Origin of the sequence: Morganella sp. B601, assembly GCF_051172335.1 — a bacterium.
GTDB classification, from domain to species: Bacteria; Pseudomonadota; Gammaproteobacteria; order Enterobacterales; family Enterobacteriaceae; genus Morganella; species Morganella morganii.
Map to the genome: position 1 here is coordinate 545,796 of NZ_JBPIZE010000002.1, position 18,436 is coordinate 564,231.

The 18,436-nt window shown below is 51.6% G+C and carries 19 protein-coding genes; 6 read left to right on the forward strand and 13 right to left on the reverse strand.

Going from position 1 to position 18,436, the window contains the following annotated elements:
• The first annotated feature begins 121 nt into the window (after positions 1 to 121).
• From hemP to ACSBQN_RS07325, 5 genes are all read left to right on the forward strand, one after another.
• Complete coding sequence (gene hemP / locus ACSBQN_RS07305; RefSeq protein WP_117072762.1) at positions 122 to 310, forward strand: hemin uptake protein HemP; 189 nt, start codon at positions 122 to 124, stop codon at positions 308 to 310.
• Positions 311 to 417: 107 nt separating this feature from the next.
• Positions 418 to 1,485: a hemin-degrading factor gene (locus tag ACSBQN_RS07310; RefSeq protein WP_024473255.1), complete on the forward strand. Its 1,068-nt coding sequence runs from the start codon at positions 418 to 420 to the stop codon at positions 1,483 to 1,485.
• The gene (locus ACSBQN_RS07315) at positions 1,482 to 2,312 is read left to right on the forward strand and encodes a heme/hemin ABC transporter substrate-binding protein (RefSeq protein ID WP_354633280.1); all 831 of its coding nucleotides are present in this window, start codon (positions 1,482 to 1,484) and stop codon (positions 2,310 to 2,312) included. The genes ACSBQN_RS07310 and ACSBQN_RS07315 overlap by 4 nt, the downstream gene beginning before the upstream one ends.
• Complete coding sequence (locus ACSBQN_RS07320; RefSeq protein WP_354633279.1) at positions 2,309 to 3,301, forward strand: FecCD family ABC transporter permease; 993 nt, start codon at positions 2,309 to 2,311, stop codon at positions 3,299 to 3,301. The genes ACSBQN_RS07315 and ACSBQN_RS07320 overlap by 4 nt, the downstream gene beginning before the upstream one ends.
• A 1-nt stretch (position 3,302) precedes the next feature.
• Positions 3,303 to 4,103 (forward strand): heme ABC transporter ATP-binding protein, encoded by an 801-nt coding sequence (locus ACSBQN_RS07325; protein ID WP_024473258.1) that lies wholly within the window; start codon positions 3,303 to 3,305, stop codon positions 4,101 to 4,103.
• Here the strand turns inward: ACSBQN_RS07325 and ACSBQN_RS07330 are convergent.
• Entirely contained in the window at positions 4,100 to 4,726 is a 627-nt protein-coding gene (locus ACSBQN_RS07330; protein ID WP_227989231.1) for a hypothetical protein, read from the reverse strand. The two genes, ACSBQN_RS07325 and ACSBQN_RS07330, sit on opposite strands and share 4 nt — an antisense overlap.
• A gap of 241 nt (positions 4,727 to 4,967) precedes the next feature.
• On the opposite strand from ACSBQN_RS07330, the gene ACSBQN_RS07335 reads away from it, so the two are divergent.
• Positions 4,968 to 5,336 carry a helix-turn-helix domain-containing protein gene (locus ACSBQN_RS07335; RefSeq protein ID WP_004235398.1) on the forward strand — a complete coding sequence of 123 codons (369 nt, stop codon included), beginning with the start codon at positions 4,968 to 4,970 and terminating at the stop codon, positions 5,334 to 5,336.
• Positions 5,337 to 5,427: 91 nt separating this feature from the next.
• Here the strand turns inward: ACSBQN_RS07335 and ACSBQN_RS07340 are convergent, their stop codons facing one another.
• The 12 genes from ACSBQN_RS07340 to btuC form a co-directional block, all read right to left on the reverse strand.
• Positions 5,428 to 6,444, reverse strand: coding sequence for a lipoate--protein ligase A (locus tag ACSBQN_RS07340; RefSeq protein WP_186723829.1), 1,017 nt, complete (start codon positions 6,442 to 6,444; stop codon positions 5,428 to 5,430).
• Positions 6,445 to 6,500: 56 nt separating this feature from the next.
• Entirely contained in the window at positions 6,501 to 6,986 is a 486-nt protein-coding gene (locus ACSBQN_RS07345; RefSeq protein ID WP_004235392.1) for a C40 family peptidase, read from the reverse strand.
• Between the two features lie 91 nt (positions 6,987 to 7,077).
• Positions 7,078 to 8,721, reverse strand: coding sequence for a lipid IV(A) 4-amino-4-deoxy-L-arabinosyltransferase (gene arnT, locus ACSBQN_RS07350; RefSeq protein WP_419789160.1), 1,644 nt, complete (start codon positions 8,719 to 8,721; stop codon positions 7,078 to 7,080).
• Positions 8,722 to 8,969: 248 nt separating this feature from the next.
• A complete protein-coding gene (arnF, locus tag ACSBQN_RS07355; protein WP_172973059.1) occupies positions 8,970 to 9,365 on the reverse strand; it encodes a 4-amino-4-deoxy-L-arabinose-phosphoundecaprenol flippase subunit ArnF in 396 nt (131 codons plus the stop codon).
• The gene (arnE, locus tag ACSBQN_RS07360) at positions 9,362 to 9,712 is read right to left on the reverse strand and encodes a 4-amino-4-deoxy-L-arabinose-phosphoundecaprenol flippase subunit ArnE (RefSeq protein WP_024473263.1); all 351 of its coding nucleotides are present in this window, start codon (positions 9,710 to 9,712) and stop codon (positions 9,362 to 9,364) included. The genes arnF and arnE overlap by 4 nt, the downstream gene beginning before the upstream one ends.
• A gap of 6 nt (positions 9,713 to 9,718) precedes the next feature.
• On the reverse strand, positions 9,719 to 11,380 hold the full coding sequence (arnT, locus tag ACSBQN_RS07365) for a lipid IV(A) 4-amino-4-deoxy-L-arabinosyltransferase (RefSeq protein ID WP_024473264.1): 1,662 nt from the start codon (positions 11,378 to 11,380) through the stop codon (positions 9,719 to 9,721).
• A gap of 6 nt (positions 11,381 to 11,386) precedes the next feature.
• Positions 11,387 to 12,280 carry a 4-deoxy-4-formamido-L-arabinose-phosphoundecaprenol deformylase gene (arnD, locus tag ACSBQN_RS07370; protein WP_024473265.1) on the reverse strand — a complete coding sequence of 298 codons (894 nt, stop codon included), beginning with the start codon at positions 12,278 to 12,280 and terminating at the stop codon, positions 11,387 to 11,389.
• On the reverse strand, positions 12,280 to 14,265 hold the full coding sequence (arnA, locus tag ACSBQN_RS07375) for a bifunctional UDP-4-amino-4-deoxy-L-arabinose formyltransferase/UDP-glucuronic acid oxidase ArnA (RefSeq protein WP_004239987.1): 1,986 nt from the start codon (positions 14,263 to 14,265) through the stop codon (positions 12,280 to 12,282). The genes arnD and arnA overlap by 1 nt, the downstream gene beginning before the upstream one ends.
• Positions 14,265 to 15,254, reverse strand: coding sequence for an undecaprenyl-phosphate 4-deoxy-4-formamido-L-arabinose transferase (gene arnC / locus ACSBQN_RS07380; protein WP_004239985.1), 990 nt, complete (start codon positions 15,252 to 15,254; stop codon positions 14,265 to 14,267). Before arnC ends, arnA begins: the two co-directional genes overlap by 1 nt.
• Positions 15,255 to 16,400, reverse strand: a complete 1,146-nt coding sequence (gene arnB / locus ACSBQN_RS07385) for a UDP-4-amino-4-deoxy-L-arabinose aminotransferase (RefSeq protein ID WP_354633277.1) — start codon at positions 16,398 to 16,400, stop codon at positions 15,255 to 15,257.
• Between the two features lie 143 nt (positions 16,401 to 16,543).
• On the reverse strand, positions 16,544 to 17,317 hold the full coding sequence (locus ACSBQN_RS07390; RefSeq protein ID WP_354633276.1) for a vitamin B12 ABC transporter ATP-binding protein BtuD: 774 nt from the start codon (positions 17,315 to 17,317) through the stop codon (positions 16,544 to 16,546).
• Positions 17,317 to 18,327 carry a vitamin B12 ABC transporter permease BtuC gene (gene btuC / locus ACSBQN_RS07395; protein WP_004239981.1) on the reverse strand — a complete coding sequence of 337 codons (1,011 nt, stop codon included), beginning with the start codon at positions 18,325 to 18,327 and terminating at the stop codon, positions 17,317 to 17,319. Before btuC ends, ACSBQN_RS07390 begins: the two co-directional genes overlap by 1 nt.
• Between the last annotated feature and the right edge of the window lie 109 nt (positions 18,328 to 18,436).

Sequence of the window (18,436 nt, forward strand, 5' to 3'; positions counted from 1 at the left end):
TAGTTGAGATGCCGCTCAATTTTTCCATGTAAATTCCCTCTCCCGAAAAAAATCACTTGAACCGGTTTCGTCAGCTGCTGATAATAATTTGCGAATGCGAATTGATATCAAATAAAATTATATGACTGAAAATAATCAGAATTCTGCTATATCCGTACTTACCGGATATAAAAATACAGCAACAGATAAAATCACGGTTATCAGCAGTGAAGCACTCCTGGGGCCGCAGCAGCGGATTATTATCCGCCACCAGAATGAGGAATATCACCTGCGCCGGACCAAAAACGGAAAACTCATTCTGACCAAATAACACACAGGCCAGCCACCTGTTTTCTTAAGGCAGCCAGCTTACTTTTTAATACCGGTTATCCGGTCTGCGCCGGTTTGGTGCAGATCGCGAAAAAGTAAGGATCTGCTATGCATAGTGAAACACTCTCCCGTTACCTTGCCCTGAAAGAACAGGGGCATCTTATCCACGCCCGTGATATCGCCGCTGAGATGGGTATATCCGAGGCAGAACTGGCACACTGCCGGACCGGTTATGATGCCTGCCGCCTCACCCCGGATATCCCCGCCATTTTCCGGATGCTGGGCACCGCCGGGGAGCTGAAAGGCATCACCCGCAATGACCACGCGGTACATGAACATACCGGCACCTATGATAATGCTGAATTCGGGGAACACGCCTGCCTGCTGCTGAACCCGTACGGGCTGGATTTACGCTTTTTCCTGTCTCAGTGGCAGACAGTATTTGCCTTCGCGGAAAATACTCCGCGCGGCCTGCGCCACAGCCTCCAGTTTTTTGATCGTCACGGGGATGCTGTCCATAAAATTTACACCACCGCTGATACTGATATGGGTGTCTGGCATCATCTGACGGCACAGTTCGCCGCATATGATAACCCGCCGGTTGTTCCGGAACCAGCCGTCATCCCGGCCTGCACATCACTGACACCGGAGCAGCAGGCTGAATTTACCCGTCACTGGCAGAAAATGACGGATGTTCACCAATTTTTTGTTCTGTTAAAAAGATTTAATATCAGCCGCTTGCAGGCATTCCGTTGTGTGGATAACACCCTGGCACAGCGGGTGGATAACAGCGCGTTGTCACGCCTGCTCGCACAATGCACGGAAGAACAGAATGACATTATGATCTTTGTCGCCAACCGGGGCTGTGTACAAATTTTTACCGGCGCCATTGGCCGGGTTGAACCTTATATCAGCCCCCGCGACGCACAGCACTGGATCAATATTTTCAATCCGTCGTTCACTCTCCATCTGATCGAATCAGCTGTTGCGGAATCCTGGATTACCCGCAAACCCACCACAGACGGTATTGTCACCAGCCTGGAATTATTTGATAAAAACGGTCAGGCTATCGCCCAGCTGTTCGGACAGCGTACCGAAGGCGAACCGGAACAGGCTCTCTGGCGCAGTCAGATTAATGCCCTGCTGACAGACTGCGGCGGTGAGGCGGCGGCATGAAAAAATATGTCCTCCTGCTACTGCTGCTCTGTTTTTTTCCGTCTGCACGCAGTATGCAAGGCAGCATTATTACCCTTGGCGGTGATGTCACAGAGATTGTATTTGCACTCGGTGCCGGTGACAGAGTAATTGCCCGTGATACCACCAGCGAGCATCCGCCGCAGGTCACTCAGTTGCCGGATGTCGGCTATCTGCGGCTTCTGAATGCGGAAGGTCTGCTCTCGCTTCAGCCTTCACTGATCCTCGCCAGTGAACTGGCTTATCCTTCTGCCGTGTTATCGCAGATCAGCGCGGCGGGTATCCCTGTCGTCACTGTCAGTGCCGCTGCAGAGCTGCCGGCCATTACCGCGAAAGTCCGTCAGATTGCGGAGACTCTGGCCTTGCAGTCAGCCGCCACCGAACTAGTCGCTGACATTAACCGGAAACTGGATGCTGTACCGCAGACACCTCTGCCGGTGAATGTACTGTTTCTGCTCAGCCACGCCGGTACTGCTCCGATGGCAGCAGGTACAGATACGGCAGCAGACAGCCTTATCCGCAGTGCAGGCGGCAGAAACGCAGCCGCTTCTTTCCGCCGTTATCGCCCGCTGTCCGCAGAAGGGATGATTGCCGCTCAGCCCGATTTAGTGGTGATCACCCGCAGCGGTCTGGCTTCTCTCGGCAACACCGGCAATCTCTGGCAGTTACCGGGACTGGCTCAGACACCTGCCGGGAAACATAAGCGGGTGCTGGTGGCTGATGATATGGGGTTTCTCGGCTTCGGGTTACAAACCCCGGATACACTGCATCAGTTACGTGAAGCGATGGAGGCAGCAGCCGTGTTATGAATAATCCGCCCGCCTTTCATCTGCGCCGCCTGTGCCTCTGTTTTCTGTTGGCGCTCATGGTATTAACTGCCATGAATACCGGCGGACTGCCGGTCTCTGTCAGCGCATTCCTGCGGGGTGAAATAACCCCGCAACTCTGGCAGATCTGGTTATCTATCCGTCTGCCGCGAATTGTTCTGGCAGTTCTGGTGGGTATGGCACTGGCCACCGCCGGGGTATTATTGCAGGGATTATTCCGCAACCCGCTGGCAGACCCCGGTCTGCTTGGGATCAGCAGCGGCGCAGCCGTTGCGGTGGCACTGGGAATTGTTTTTATCGCGCCTTATCTGAGTGGTGCAATCACACTGTACCTGCATATTATTACAGCCTTCAGCGGTGCACTTTGTATCAGCGGACTGATTTTTCTGCTCAACCGCCGCCGTCAGCCTTTGCTGCGTCTGTTGTTATGCGGCATTGCTGTTAATGCAATCAGTATGTCCTTTGTCGGCGTGCTCAATTATCTGAGTGATGATAAAGAATTACGCCAGTTTTCACTGTGGATGATGGGCAGCACCGGACACATCAGCTGGACTTTGCTTCTGCCTGCTATCGTACTGGTACTCCCTGTGTTTTATGCCGCATTCAGACTGGCACGTCCGCTGGATATAATTCAGTTGGGGGAAGAAGAAGCGCATTATGCCGGAGTGAATGTCCGCCGGACACAACAGTGTGTCCTGCTGGTAAGTGCTCTGCTCACCGGTATCGCTGTGGCACTGAGCGGAATTATCGGTTTTATCGGCCTGGTTATCCCGCACCTGATGCGTATGATTTTCGGCTGGCACCACCGGCTTCTGCTGGTGACATCAGCCCTTGCCGGTGCACTGCTGTTACTGCTCTCCGATACACTCGCCCGCACGCTGGTGGTACCGGCAGAAATCCCGGTCGGATTACTGACCGGACTGCTTGGCGCACCTTATTTTCTCTGGCTGATTTTCTCTGTGAAGGATTGATATGCCCCGTATAACCGTCAATAATCCGCCACCTGTGCTGGTTGCAGAGAATGTCAGTTTTTCCCGCCACGGACAGCCGGTAGTCAGTGATATTTCCCTGGCTTTGCACTGCGGAACCATCACTGCCGTTACCGGCCCGAACGGTGCTGGTAAATCAACCCTTCTTCGTTTACTCAGCGGCTATTATCCCTGTGACAGCGGACAGATTATGCTTCGCGGAAAACCAATGGCGTCCTGGTCTTCCGGTGCACTGGCACAAATCAGGGCGGTAATGACACAACAAAGTGTTATCTCTGCCCCCTACCGGGTCAGAGATATTATTGCATTAGGGGATTTGCACAGAGAATACACACACCAGGTAACTATTGATGAAGTGATACACCTGACAGCCTGTGAACCACTGCTGGAGAAACGCTGGTATCAGCTTTCCGGTGGTGAACAACAGCGGGTTCATCTGGCGCGCGCACTGATGCAACTAAGCTGTCCGCTGCCACTCCCCCGTCTGTTATTACTGGATGAACCGACTGCCGCACTGGATCTTCACCACCAGCAACACCTGATGCGGATGCTGAAACAGCGGGTAAGCACGACCTCCCTGGCGGTCTTCTGTATTCTGCATGACCTGAATCTGGCCTCTTTATATGCTGATCACGTCATAATGCTGAATAACGGGCGCATTACCCGTCAGGGAACACCAAGCGAGGTGCTGCAAAAAATGGTACTCGCGGAAACTTATCAGGCAGACCTGATAACACTCCGCCATCCGCTTACCGGCAATACATCTGTGTTACTTGCACCTTAATGTTGATCAGGTTTTGCCGTAACCCGTTGTTTGCGGCAAAACATGATTGCCGAAAGCAGACATAAGGTGTAGCCGAGCAATTCACAACCTTCTTCCGCCAGGTTTTTTGCCAGCCGGTTAAAATCATCACCCATCATTCCGCGCCATAAAATTCCCATACCGAACAGGCGGGAAAAAACCAGCACCACAAGCAAACCGGTAACCATCATGCCGTATGCCGGATGTGAGACAAAACGGTACAGCCCGTTAACCGCCGTACGCGGATGCAGAAAAGCATAGATAATCGCAATCAGTGAGACCGGAACGGCAAACCAGAACCATGCCCCGTGGGAAATATAGTCAAAAATCTGATCCAATTCTCTGATCAGCATGCTGGCAAAAAATCCGGCAATCAGAAAAAAGCCCGCCCTGTCCTCCGGCTCCTGCAGCCCTTTGCGGAAAAACAACACAATCACTGCCAGCAGCATCACCTCAGCAACAATTTCTGTCACCGAGTCTTCACCCAAATCATTCTTAAGAACCAGAATATCAATAAACAACAGACCTGTACTGGCAGCCATGATCAGTGCCAGCATAAAAAAACGTCCCATTGCCCCAAAAAGAAACCGAAATTGCTGTGACATAACTATCCTGAATTATATTTATCGTTGGTAGATTCTATCGATTTTGAAATCATAATTGGTGACATATGGTGCTATATGCTGGTGATAAAACAATTGGTTTCATCTATTGGTCTGATAATGATTCTCAATCATGAAAGGCACGATTTGCCTACACAATTCTTGGAAAATTCATAAAATATGGTTAATAACATATGTGACTATTAGAATTTATAGATTGTAAGCCCGATTTTGGGAGGTGAACATGTCAGAAAGTGTAGTGAACGATATTATCAAATGGCTGGAAACCCAGTTACAGCGCAATGAAGGGATCAAAATCGATACTATTGCGGATAAGAGCGGTTATTCAAAATGGCATCTCCAGCGTATTTTCAAAGATATCAAGGGATGCACATTAGGCGAGTATGTCCGTAAGCGCCGCCTGCTGGAAGCAGCAAAATCTCTGCGCGATAACGATATGTCTATTCTGGATATCGCGTTGCAGTATGGCTTCAGCTCACAGGCAACCTTTACCCGCATCTTTAAAAAACATTTCAATACCACACCGGCAAAATTCCGCGACCACGGCCAGCTGCCGGAACCGCGCTGTTTTATGGAGTGCGGGTCACACTAAACGGCTGAAAAAATATCCCCGTCTGCCGCAACCGGCCAAACGGGGATATTTTTTATTCTGCTGCAATCACTGAACAGATTAACCACCTGCTTTACTGAAGCTCTGATATCAGCCAGTCCCGCAACTGGATCAGCTCATCGTGCATGTCCGGATAACCGGCCATCAGCTCAGTGAATACCGCCGTTACAGCATCAGCGCTGTACCGCTGACCGGTCAGTAGTTGTGCCAGTTGCTCCAGCGGAGCCGGGTCAAGACTGTCAGTAAAAATCTGCGCCCGGCTGATAATCCCGCGCTCCACATCAAAATGCAGCTCAATACCCCCCCATTTAAAGCGGGTATCCAGCAGATGGCTGAAGGCCGGTGCATTGCCGAAATTCCAGTCCCAGCTGCTTTGTCTGGCAAAGGTTTCAGCAAATCCCGGCAGATCGGGCAGTGAATCCGGTGAAATCAGTTCCGCTTCCGCTTTCTCGCCGTAATAGTCGAAAAACGCGGTTTTAATCGCTTCGCAAACCCGCTCATGGTCAATCCCCGGAATAATTTCCGTCAGATTGGTCACCCGCGAGCGGACAGAAGTGATCCCTTTGGCCTGCAATTTCTTCGGATCCGGATTGAGATAATCCGCCAGACGGCTTAAATCCGCATTAATTAATACCGTGCCGTGATGAAAGCCGCGATCTTTGGTTTCCCGGTACGCCGAGCCGGAAATTTTCCGCTCACCGTCTTCGCAGTTAACCACCAGATCATTACGGCCGGATGCCGATACCGAAATACCGAGCCGGGATAAACCGCTGAGAATAATATTGGTGGAAACCGTTTTATCATATTCCGGTTTCCCGGCCATAAAGGTGAAATTCGTATTTCCCTTGTCGTGGAATACCGCCCCGCCGCCACTGCTGCGCCGGGCTAATTTAATATGGTCGGATTCCATTTTGCGGGTATTACATTCCTTCCACGGGTTTTGCGCCCGGCCGATAACCACGGTGTCATTATTGCGCCATAAAAACAGCACGCGCTGGTCAGCAGGCATCTGCCGGAAAATACACTCTTCAACGGCAAGGTTAAACCACGGATCAAAGGAATCAGAAATAAAAAGACGAAGTGACGACATGTTGTCCCCCGGAAAAAATAGGCTGCCGATAAGATAGCATATTTATCCCGGTGATTTTAAAGTCTGCGCGCCTGCCAGAAGACTTTTTTCCAGTAAACGTTATCCAGGCTGGAACGCATCACACCTTTGCTGGTCGAGGCATGAATAAAGGCACGGTCAGAATCATAAATGCCGACATGCAACCCGTTCTCGCCACCGCCGGTTTTAAAGAATACCAGGTCACCGGGTTGTAAATCCTCAACATCGATCCGGGTGCCGTAGGTTGTCTGAGCTTTGGTGGTGCGCGGCAGAGAAATAGCAAAGCGGTCATTAAATGTCCGGTAGACGAAACCGGAACAATCAATTCCGTTTAAATCCATTCCGCCGTAATGATATGGCGTGCCGTACCATTGCGATAATTGTTCCCGCAACTGGGCAATCACCATAATCGGGTCCGATAATTCTGTTTTGATCGGCGGTGCATGATATTTACGCGGCGTTGATGAACAGCCGACAACGGCTAATACGCAGATAAAAAGCAGAGAACGGAATATGATTTTCATTGTATTATCCCCGGCACGGCTGACCTTCAACCCGCAATACTGTATTAATATCTGCGGGTGAAAGTCAATATTTGCCGTATTTTACCGGGTGTTAAGGCATTTTCCGGTAATAAAGTAATGTCAGGTTTTCATCAGTGACAAATTCATCCGCCGGAGAAACATCATTTTCATCCACCCCGTGACGGTCACGCAGGATCAGTGCAACATTACCGGTTTTACGGGCATTTTTCAGCCAGGATTCAAAATCATCATGTGCAATAAATTTTGATCTGGTATCCGGATAGATATCACTCAGTCCGTATTTCAGCTCTCCAGGGCGGTCAAACATATAAATATCACTGCGCTGTAATTCCCAGGCCGCTGACGTGCCGACACCCACACTGTTAACCAGAATATAACGGGCGTCTTTCAGCAGCGCGATATTATTCTGAATAAAGATCTGCGGTAAATTTGCCCGTTCCGTCCGGCTCGGCAGCAGTGAGCTGACCGATAAGCTGATCGCCACGGTACAAAATGCTGCCAGCATCCAGTAACGACATCCTTTTATCAGGGTGAACACCGAAACAGCAATCCAGAACAGGAAAATTGCAATGGCGCCGATAAATTTCCCGCGCTCATCCGCAGAATATACCAGGGTATTTTCCAGGTTATTTATCACCAGCAGAGCAACAACTGCGCAACTCCCGAAAATAATATTGGTTACCGCATTCAGTTTAAAGACTGATACGGCTTGTTTCTTTATCAGGGTATGGATATACGCCGCCATCAGGAGTGTCAGTGGCGCGATAACCGGCAGAATATAGGTCAGTAATTTTCCTTTGGCGATACTGAAAAATAAGAACGGTAATACTGTCCAGCACAACAGGAAGAATAACGGCTTATTTTCACGGCGCTGTTGCCAGCCCTGTTTTAATGCGCCGAATAAAAAACCACTCCAGGGTAAAACACCGGCAAACAAGATCGGAATAAAGAACCAGAACGGCGAGAGGTTTTGCGCCTCTTTACTCATAAAGCGCTGTATGTGCTCAACCATCACAAAATAGCGCCAGAAATCAGGTTCGGCGTGATATATCGCCAGCGCCCACGGCAGTGTGATAAGCCCGGCGGCCGCAATTCCCGCCCAGCAATAACAGAGCATGGTTTTAAAACGGCGGTAAAAAATATGCACCGGGATCAGTGCAATAACAGGCAGCACCAATGCCAGAAAGCCTTTTGTCATCAGTGCCATGCCACAGGCCAGCCCGAAGGTGATCCAGTAGCCCAGCAGTGCACGGCGTGACTGCGCGGTGGTCAGGCCATAACTGAGGTAAATCACCAGCGTGACCCACATGGTCAGAATCGGGTCCAGCGTACTGTAGGTCCCGAGAGCAAGCACCAGTAACATACTGGCATACAGGAAAGCCGCTGTACGGGCGATTACTTTCTCATCCCACATTTTCATTGCCAGCCGGTAAACCAGCAATGTGCTGATCATCGTCGAGAACAGGACACCAAAACGCACGGCAAATTGTGTGTGACCGAACAGCATCTGACTGATGTTATTTACCCAGTAACCCGCCACCGGTTTTTCAAAATAGCGGATATCCAGCAGATGCGGCACCACCCAGTTGCCGTCAGCCAGCATTTCCCGGCTTATTTCCGCATAGCGGGTTTCATCCGGCTGCCATAACGCACGAAATTCCAAAGGAATAAAATAGGTCACTGCAATAAACAACAGAAATAACACAGTCCACATTGCGGCAGACGGATACGCCACATTAAACGCGGACTTACGGCTGTTAACGTCCAATATAACCTCCGGACAAGGATACAATTTTATAACAATAAGGTAACCATCTCTGTTACTTCCATTAAGACCAGAGCCCTGCAGAATAATTCACGGAAGAACAGGATATTTTTGTTATACAAGAAAGAATAAAAGGGAGGATTAATTCAGGCTTAACGGTTAATGGCGGCTTAATAAAACAGCAAACCGCCCCGTGACTATGAGGCTGGCTTCTCTTTGCTGTGAATCAGGCGCACACCAAACAGAATAAAAATAATACCGATGCTCTTTATCAGCGACACACCTTCATTAAACCAGGGCAGAAAGGCAGCCAGCAGATAGACAAACACATAACTCAGGCTGATAAGCGGATAAGCTTTATTGAGCGGCAAATCCCGCAGCGCGAGCAGCCAGCACACCATTGACAGGACATACCCCGCCAATCCGGCAAAAACGACTGCGAACGGCTGCCACTGAGACAACAGCCAGCGGATATCCAGCCATTGTGAACTCAGTGCAATATCGGGTAATTGTGTCACGCCCAATTTCAGCAGCAACTGAGCGGCTGTGACAAACAGCACACTGCCGAGCACCCAGAGATATCCGCGCATCAGTGTCCCGCTCCCATCAGAATCACGCCGGTGACAATTGCGGCCACACCGCACCAGTGCTTGCGGGTCACCCGCTCACCGTATAAAAACTGCGCCACCAGAGTGACCACCACAAAATTGATGCTCAGCATCGGATAGGCGATATTCAGCGGCATCACCTGCAGGAGTTTCAGCCACAGCAGCATCCCCAGCCCGAGCAGAAACACCGCCAGCACCAGCCAGTACAGGCCTCTGCGTTTTGCATTTTCCTGCGCTGCCTGCCAGACATCCACCGCCTGTTTCTGGCAGATCTGGCCGCCGCAGGTAAGAAAACTGACAATAATCAGTAAAACAATTTGCCCGAACACCATCACACCTTATGGCTGTTTATCATAGATATAGAGGGTCATCCGGCTATTTTCGGTCCGTTTGTCCGCCGGCGGCAGTTTGGCATCGTAGGTGTCATTTTTATCTGTTACCAGCAGTGCGACCTGCCCTTTTTTGCGGGTTTCCGCCAGCCAGTCTGCGAAAGTCGCATCATTCAGCAGACGGTATTCACTGTCCGGATATTTCAGGCCGTAAGTCAGCTCACCGGAATTATTCAGCAGATAAATATCACTGCGTTTCAGCTCCCAGGCCAGCCCGGCACCGATGCCGACACTGTTACTGACAATAAACGGACTTTTTTCCAGATCAGCCATATTCTGGCGGATAAACGCCTGCGGCAGTTTGGAATCCACGGAACGATCAGGCACAGCACTGCCAAATGTCAGACTGATCACCAGTGAGCAGGAAGCCGCCCACAGCCAGTGTTTTGCTTTCAGCAGATAACAGAGATACCCGATGATGCCCCAGATAGTAAAGGCGACAATGCCCAGTACCACTTTGGACCATTCATCCGGCTGATAGATTGGTTTTTTCACCAGATAGCTGGCCACGATCAGCCCGGCAACAGCCACCGCACCAAAGGTCAGGTTGAGAATGCCGTTCGCCTGCAGCGCTTTCATCCGGTGCTTGCGCACACAATCAACGCCATATTTGGCAATCATCACCGCGAGCGGTGCCATCAGCGGCAGCATATAGGTCGGCAGTTTACCTTTGGCAATACTGAACAGCAGGAACGGGGCAACAAACCAGCAGAACAGGAAAAACATCGGCGGATTATTGCGCCGCTCTTTCCAGCCTTTAAACAATGCGCCGGGCAGTAACGCCAGCCACGGCAGGCAACCGAGCAGGATCACCGGAATGTAGTACCAGACCGGTGAGGCGTGCTGGGCATCTTCCCCGGAGAAACGCTGGAAATGCTCCACCACAATGAAATAGCGCCAGTAATCCGGCTCCTGCTGATGAACCGCTATCGCCCACGGCAGGCTGATCAGCACCGCGCAGATCACCGCCAGCGGGCCGAATTTCAGTAACTCAGGGAAACGCCGCTGGTACAGCATCACCGGCAGCATTGCCACCACCGGGATCGCCAGCGCAAGGAAGCCTTTGGTCATAAAGCCCATACCGCAGGCCAGACCCAGCAAGCACCAGGAGGTTATCCTGGTTTTCACATTTTCGGCTTTCAGTGCCCTGAAGCTGAAGGCCATTGAGGCCACCACCCACATAGCAAACATCGGGTCCAGCACACTGTATGTGCCGACACTGAACACCAGAAACATGGAGACAAAGACCAGCGACGCAACAAATGCCGTATGACGGTTGCGCCACATCAGGAGAGTCATCCAATAAACCAGCAGAGTACTGATAAGGATGCTGAAGACAGAGCCTGCACGGACAGCAAAATTGGTATGACCGAAGACCAGCTGGCTGACGTTATTCACCCAGTAACCAGCCACCGGTTTTTCAAAATAACGCAGATCGAGTAATTTGGGAACGACCCAGTCGCCCTGTGTCACCATTTCACGGCTGATTTCCGCATACCGGGTTTCATCCGGATGCCAGAGCAGACGATCATTGATCGGGAAAAGGTAAGTTAACACGAAAAAAAGAGCCAGCAGAAAGGCTCCGATTTTACTCGCCCGGTTATTCAGCATGTAATGCTATCCCTCTTGTTGGCAGCCCAGCCACCCTTCCCGGCCGGGGAAATCACCCCGGACCACTTTGCCTGTCGGTAATGTTGATAAATCAGACGGCAGCAGTTCACTGAGCGGACAAAAGCGGAAATCCTCATTTTTAATCCGATCCAGCAACGCCTCAAACTGTGCGGCTTTGGACATGCCTTCCACTTCTGTGTGGATAGTATAGACCGGTACGCCCTGATCCCGTCTGATTGCATCGAGGATAAAGTCGTTGAAATCCGCATCAGCCACCTGCGGCCCCACCACTTCATCATAGGTCGGCAGTGTAACAGGAATCTGCACGGTTCCGGTAGTCCCGTCTGCAAGAAGCGGACGAAACGGATGCGTTCCGCGGCAATCACTGTTGTAGGCAAAATCAAACGCCTGTTTGGCTTCAATCACCCGCTCATCCGCGCGCCAGCCCGCTACCGCAGAGCACTGCACCGGCTGCCCGGTAGCCTGTGATAAGGCATCGGTTCCCAGACGAATCTGCTCTGTGATTTGTGCCGGTGTCCAGCGGCCGATTTTCGCCTGCCAGCCCTGGTGATCCCACGCATGCAGGCCGACTTCATGACCGGCATCCAGCGTCTGTTTCATCAGGTAACCCAGGTCACGGGCAATTTTCTTACCCGGCCACGCCGTACCAGCCAGCAGAATATCGAGGCCGTATAATGAAGCCGCATTGGAGCGCAGCATTTTCCACAGGAACTTAGGACGCAAAAGGCGCCACAAGTGACGCCCCATATTGTCCGGCCCGACGCTGAAGAAAAAACTGGCTTTAATATCGTGCTGCGCAAATACCTTCAGTAACTGCGGCACACCTTCCAGTGTGCCGCGGTAAGTATCCACGTCAACCCGCAGGCCGACATTTTTCATTACTCGTCGTTCCTCAGCTCTTCAACCGCACCGCGCAGGAAGAAGTCGAGAGTTTCTTCCACAGTCTGGCGGGTATCGATAGTCGGTTTCCAGTCCAGTAAACGTTCAGCATTTTTGATGCTTGGCTTACGGTGTTCCACATCCTGGTAACCTTTACCGTAGTAAGTGCTGCTTTCGATTTTACGGAAGCCGGCAAACGGCGGGAAGTTATCACGCAGCGGATGTTTCTCGAAGCAGTCGAGCAGCATTTCTGCCAGTTCGCGGATACTCGCTTCGTTCACCGGGTTACCGATGTTGATGATCTGGCCGTCACACTTGCCGTCACGGTTTTCAATGATGCGGAACAGTGCTTCGATACCGTCGTGAATATCAGTAAAGCAGCGTTTCTGCTCACCACCGTCAACCAGTTTAATCGGCGAACCTTCCACCAGGTTCAGGATCAGCTGAGTGATAGCACGGGAGCTGCCGATACGCGCGGAGTTCAGGCTGTCCAGACGCGGTCCCATCCAGTTGAACGGACGGAACAGCGTGAATTTCAGACCCTCTTTCGCGCCGTATGCCCAGATAACCCGGTCAAGCAGCTGTTTGGAAACGGAGTAGATCCAGCGCTGTTTGTTGATTGGGCCGACAATCAGGCGTGAATTATCTTCGTCAAACTCTTTGTCATCACACATGCCGTACACTTCGGAGGTAGACGGGAAGATGATGCGTTTGTTGTATTTCGCGCAGTAACGGACGATTTTCAGGTTTTCTTCGAAGTCCAGCTCGAACACGCGCAGCGGGTTACGGGTGTACTCGATTGGTGTGGCAATCGCCACCAGCGGCAGAATGACATCACATTTTTTGATGTGGTACTCAATCCACTCGGTGTGAATACTGACATCCCCTTCGATAAAGTGGAAACGCTCATCACCGATGAAACGGTCAATCGCGGAAGAGCTGATATCCATACCATAGATATCGTAGTTGCCGTCTTCCAGCAGACGCTCTGTCAGGTGGTTACCGATAAAACCGTTCACACCCAGGATCAGCACACGCTTGCGGCGGGCAACCTGCGCAGTGGCTTTCGGGCCGACGCGGACATCAGTCACGATACCCATTTCTGCTGCCAGACGGGCGCCCTGCACATACAGGCCGGATTCACCCTGGCCGCTGATCACTTCCAGCGCGCCGTTTCCGCAGGCAATCACCAGCGGTTCAGCTGAAATAACAGTTCCCGGACGTTTGCCTTTGTTATCGGCCAGCACGCGGCTGCGCCAGATAATCATTTTGCGCTCACCCAGGAAGGTGAATGCGCCCGGATACGGTTCTGTCACCGCGCGGACCAGGTTGTGGATCTGTGCAGCAGGCTGATTCCAGTCGATCAGACCATCTTCCGCACAACGGCGGCCGAAGTAAGTTGCCTGAGATTCATCCTGAGCGGTGGTTTTATAAGTACCGGCCTCAATCAGCGGTAAAGTTTTGTTCAGCAGTGTTTCTGCGGCTTCACGAACTTTACCGTGAACAATCAGGGAAGTATCGTCACCCCCGATAGTCACTTTTTCCTGCGCGACGATATCGCCGGCATCAGCTTTGGCAACCATTTTGTGCAGGGTAACACCGGTTTCGGTTTCACCGTTCAGCACGGCCCAGTTGATTGGTGCGCGGCCGCGGTATTTCGGCAGCAGAGAACCGTGCAGGTTGAATGCGCCTTTCGGTGCCAGCGCCAGAATCTCTTCGCTCAGCATATCGCGGTAGTAGAAAGAGAAAATAACATCCGGTTTCAGTTCACGGATGCGATCCACCCACAGAGGATGGTTAACGTTTTCAGGGGCATAAACCGGCAATTCCATGTCCGCACTGACGCGGGCCACCGATGAGAAGAAATGGTTTTCACCCGGGTCGTCCGTATGGGTAAAGACGGCCTGAATATCAAAGCCCGCTTTTTTCAGGGCCTTCAATCCGACACAACCAATATCATGGTAGGCAAATACGATTGCTTTCATTAGTTTTTTTCCTGAGTTTCAGTTTCACTGGTCTCTTTCGCCTGAGCGCCGACCACTTTTTGAATAAAATACCGGGGACGTGCACGAACATCGTTATAAATCCGCCCGATATATTCCCCGAGCAGACCCATTGCCACGAATTGTGCGCCGATAAACATAAATAAGATGGCGAACAGGGTAAACACTCCCTCTGCCGCCCACAGCGCGCCGAAAGCCACGCGCAGGATAATCAGTAACAGCGCCAGCAGGAAACCGGACGCGGCAATGATACTGCCGACAATGCTTAACAGGCGCAGCGGCGCTGTGGTCAGGCAGGTCAGCAGGTCATACATCAGATTGATCAGTTTGAGGAAACTGTATTTTGAGTCCCCGAACTCACGTTCTGCGTGTTTAACATCAATTTCAATCGTTTTACGGGCAAAGGTATTTGCCAGAATCGGAATAAAGGTGCTGCGCTCATGGCACTGTAACATCGCATCTATGATATGACGGCGGTACGCACGCAGCATACAGCCGTAGTCACCCATAGCGCTGCCGGTTGCGGCGATGATCATTTTGTTGATCATTTTTGAGGCGGTTTTGCGGAACCAGGAATCCTGACGGTTTGCGCGGCGTGTGCCGACCACGTCATAACCCTCTTCTGCTTTCTCAACCAGACGCGGGATCTCTTCAGGCGGGTTCTGTAAATCCGCATCCATGGTGATCACCAGATCACCACCGGCCTGTCTGAAACCCGCCATAATTGCGGAATGCTGGCCGTAGTTACGGTTCAGCAGGACAGCAACCACATGGTTTTCAGGGATCTCTGCTGCCTGCGTCAGCATTTCCGCTGAGCGGTCACGGCTGCCGTCATCCACCAGCACAATTTCATACGCCTGCTTCAGCGACTGACAGGCTTTGATTGTACGTTCCAGCAACTGAGGGAGACTCTCTTCCTCGTTGTAAACCGGAATTACCACTGAGACTTTCTTAATTTCGTTAAATGACACTTATTTCTGCTCCGCAAGAATAGCTCTGATTGCGTCTGTCACACGGGTCACATCACTGTCTTTCATATCCGGGAAGAACGGCAGCGAACATAATGTCGCGGTGTTCCACTCCGAATTCGGCAGTGATAATGACGGGTACCGTTCCCGGTAATATTTCTGGGTATGCGCTGCACGGAAATGCAGACCTGTCCCGATATTGACCGCTTTTAACTGCTCCATAAAGGCATCGCGATCGATGCCGCAGATCGCTTTATCCACACGGATCATCAGCAGATGATTGGCATGCAGATGCGGGTAATCCGGCACGGATAACAATTTAACCGGCAGCCCGTCCAGGGCTTCACGGTAAAGCTGTGCCAGGTGTGCGCGGCGTGCGTTCAGTTCGTCCATCCGGCTCAGTTGCACCACCGCAATCGCGGCGTGGATATCTGACAGGTTATATTTGAACCCCGGTTCGACCACTTCCGCCTGCGGTTTACGGCCCTGCATCTGACGGTCAAACGCATCCACACCCAGCCCGTGGAACTTAAGACAGCGGATACGCTGTGCAAGTTCATCGTTATCTGTAGTAATTAATCCGCCTTCCGCGCAGGTGACGTTTTTAATCGCGTGGAAAGAGAAAATAGCGGTGCCTTTTTCGCCGATCCATTCATCCCCGTAACGGGTACCGACGGCATGCGCGGCATCTTCCAGCAGGAAAATATTGTGTTCCTGTGCAATAGCACGTAAAGCAACCAAATCACAGGGCGCTCCGGCATAATGAACCGGGATGATGACTTTGGTCTTCGGGGTAATGGCTGCACGGACAGCATCCGGCTGAATCATCAGTGTATCGCGGTCAACATCAATCATCACCGGCACTGCGCCAAGCAGTTCGATCATATTGATGGTGGAAACCCAGGTCTGTGAAGGCGTGATCACTTCATCTCCGGGGCCGACACCCAGAGCCATCAGCGCAACATGCATACCGGCAGTTGCTGATGCCAGAGCAATGGCATGTTTACAGCCGAAACGCTGACAGAAATCCGCCTCCAGCTGCTGATTTTGCGGGCCGGTGGTGATCCAGCCGGAACGCAGTACTTTTTCAACAGCCGCGATTTCTGACTCCCCGATAGCAGGCCGGGAAAACGGAAGAAACTCAAGCATAAATACAACCTAATAAGAATCGGAAGTGATGATTATATCCTGAATTGATTCAATTGACGCTCAACACCAGGGCTTCGTTTAAACAATTCTTAATCTTTACGGCGACTACATAACAACAAATATATGTGACAGCATAACAAAAATCAGCGCTGTTGTTGATGCCAATCTGTTATTTGCCACTGTGTTTCTTGCGTTGGTCTGATACTTTTTATTTCAGACTGAAAAAGTTCGCTCAAAATATCTTCAGTCATAATTATCTGAGTTTCACCGGCCGCAAGTAACTGACCATCTTTAAGTAACACCACCGCATCGGCATGCAGATAACTGTGGTTTAAATCATGACCGCTGGTAATAATCGTCCCCTGCTGCTCACAAAACCGGGCTATCCATTTATCCAGCATCGCCTGCTGGGTAATATCCAGGTGGTTACGCGGCTCATCCAGTAATAAGTATTTCCCGGACAAGTCGTCCGTTGTCCATAATTGCAGAAATATAGCCGCTATTTTCACCCGCTGCCATTCGCCGCCGGATAATTGCATCAGCATACGCGGCAGTAACAGCTCCAGCTGAAAATCGCCGCACAGCTGATAAATAAGCTGTGTATTCTCCTGCACCGCCGGCATATAGAGTTGCAGATACTGAAACACCGTCATCACCGGGACACAGTCGGTGGTTTGGGTCAGATACGCACGGAACTGCGCCTGCTGCCGTTTGGGGATCGATTTTAAATCCGTGCCGCGATAGCGGATTTGCCCCTCATAACGCACAGCATCCGCCAGTGCCGCCAGCAGTGTACTCTTGCCGGAGCCGTTCGGCCCCAGCAGATGGATTTGCTGTCCGGCAAAAAACTGCAGGGCATCACAGGAGAGACGGCGGCCGATGCGGATCCCGCTGACATCAAGTAACAGATTGTCCATCAGCGGCGTCCTCCGTGATGCCGGGTCAGCAGATAAATAAAGGCCGGTGCACCGATGGTTGCAGTCACCACACCGATCGGAATTTCGGCATTGGATAAAATCAGCCGTGAGCATAAATCCGCCAGCAACAGACTGACGGCGCCGAATAATGCACAGGCAGGTAATAATGTCCGGTGATCGGTAATACCCATCAGCCGCAGCATATGCGGGATAATCAGCCCGATAAAGCTGATAGCGCCGGCCACCGCCACACTCAGGCCGATCAGCAACCCGACCGCAATAATAAACACATTGCGCCAGCGGTGTGCCGATACCCCCAGTTGCTGGGCATTAACCTCGCCCAGTGCAAGATAGTTAAGCACCGGTGCCTGCCACAGCAGCCACACAGCCACTACGGCTATCGCTGCCAGCAGCGGACTGAGCCGCCAGTCCGCCCCGGAAAAACTTCCCATCATCCAGTACATCAGCTGACGTAAATCCAGACTGGTGCTGAAATACACCATCCAGGTCATAAATGCGCCGCAGATAACCCCGAGAGCCACCCCGACCAGAAGCAACTGGCTGTTACTCAGCCGCCGGAAATGAGCAAACCAGAGTAAAATCAGTGTCAGCAGTGTCGCCCCGATCACCGCCCCGCCCCCCAGCACCCACAGCGGCGGCATGCCTTTGAAAAACAGGACGATAAAGACAACAAACACCCCGGCACCGTTACTCACACCGAGTAACCCCGGTTCCGCCAGCGGGTTTTCAAAAATAGCCTGCATCACCGCGCCAGCCATTGCCAGCCCGGCCCCCACGGCAATCACCGCCAGCACTCGCGGGAAACGCAGATCCCAGACAAATAACTGCGCGGTTTCAGATAGCCACTGGTCCGGTAAAATCCACATCTCACCGGCGCACAGTGCAACGGCGATCATTATCAGCAAGGTAACAGAAAGAAGAATTATGCGCTGTACATCCCGCTTTTTCCGCGTCTGTACCAGCTTCGTGATGGGGTTGTGAATATGCATGAGATCCCTGTCATTGTTCAAGACGGGAGGCAGTATACCTGAGTCAGAGTGATGTTAATGTCTGACAAACCACAGAAAAGAAAACGACCTCATAAGAGGTCGTTTCAGG

Bases quoted from the DNA above. Each gene is read 5' to 3' on its own strand.
- arnE (WP_024473263.1), bottom strand. From the start codon at position 9,712: ATGGTGTTCGGGCAAATTGTTTTACTGATTATTGTCAGTTTTCTTACC.
- arnT (WP_419789160.1), bottom strand. From the start codon at position 8,721: ATGTGGACTGTGTTATTTCTGTTGTTTATTGCAGTGACCTATTTTATT.
- arnB (WP_354633277.1), bottom strand. From the start codon at position 16,400: ATGCTTGAGTTTCTTCCGTTTTCCCGGCCTGCTATCGGGGAGTCAGAA.
- arnD (WP_024473265.1), bottom strand. From the start codon at position 12,280: ATGAAAAATGTCGGCCTGCGGGTTGACGTGGATACTTACCGCGGCACA.
- arnT (WP_024473264.1), bottom strand. From the start codon at position 11,380: ATGCTGAATAACCGGGCGAGTAAAATCGGAGCCTTTCTGCTGGCTCTT.
- ACSBQN_RS07315 (WP_354633280.1), top strand. From the start codon at position 1,482: ATGAAAAAATATGTCCTCCTGCTACTGCTGCTCTGTTTTTTTCCGTCT.
- ACSBQN_RS07390 (WP_354633276.1), bottom strand. From the start codon at position 17,317: ATGGACAATCTGTTACTTGATGTCAGCGGGATCCGCATCGGCCGCCGT.
- hemP (WP_117072762.1), top strand. From the start codon at position 122: ATGACTGAAAATAATCAGAATTCTGCTATATCCGTACTTACCGGATAT.
- btuC (WP_004239981.1), bottom strand. From the start codon at position 18,327: ATGCATATTCACAACCCCATCACGAAGCTGGTACAGACGCGGAAAAAG.
- ACSBQN_RS07345 (WP_004235392.1), bottom strand. From the start codon at position 6,986: ATGAAAATCATATTCCGTTCTCTGCTTTTTATCTGCGTATTAGCCGTT.
- ACSBQN_RS07320 (WP_354633279.1), top strand. From the start codon at position 2,309: ATGAATAATCCGCCCGCCTTTCATCTGCGCCGCCTGTGCCTCTGTTTT.
- arnA (WP_004239987.1), bottom strand. From the start codon at position 14,265: ATGAAAGCAATCGTATTTGCCTACCATGATATTGGTTGTGTCGGATTG.
- ACSBQN_RS07340 (WP_186723829.1), bottom strand. From the start codon at position 6,444: ATGTCGTCACTTCGTCTTTTTATTTCTGATTCCTTTGATCCGTGGTTT.
- ACSBQN_RS07335 (WP_004235398.1), top strand. From the start codon at position 4,968: ATGTCAGAAAGTGTAGTGAACGATATTATCAAATGGCTGGAAACCCAG.
- ACSBQN_RS07330 (WP_227989231.1), bottom strand. From the start codon at position 4,726: ATGTCACAGCAATTTCGGTTTCTTTTTGGGGCAATGGGACGTTTTTTT.
- ACSBQN_RS07310 (WP_024473255.1), top strand. From the start codon at position 418: ATGCATAGTGAAACACTCTCCCGTTACCTTGCCCTGAAAGAACAGGGG.
- ACSBQN_RS07325 (WP_024473258.1), top strand. From the start codon at position 3,303: ATGCCCCGTATAACCGTCAATAATCCGCCACCTGTGCTGGTTGCAGAG.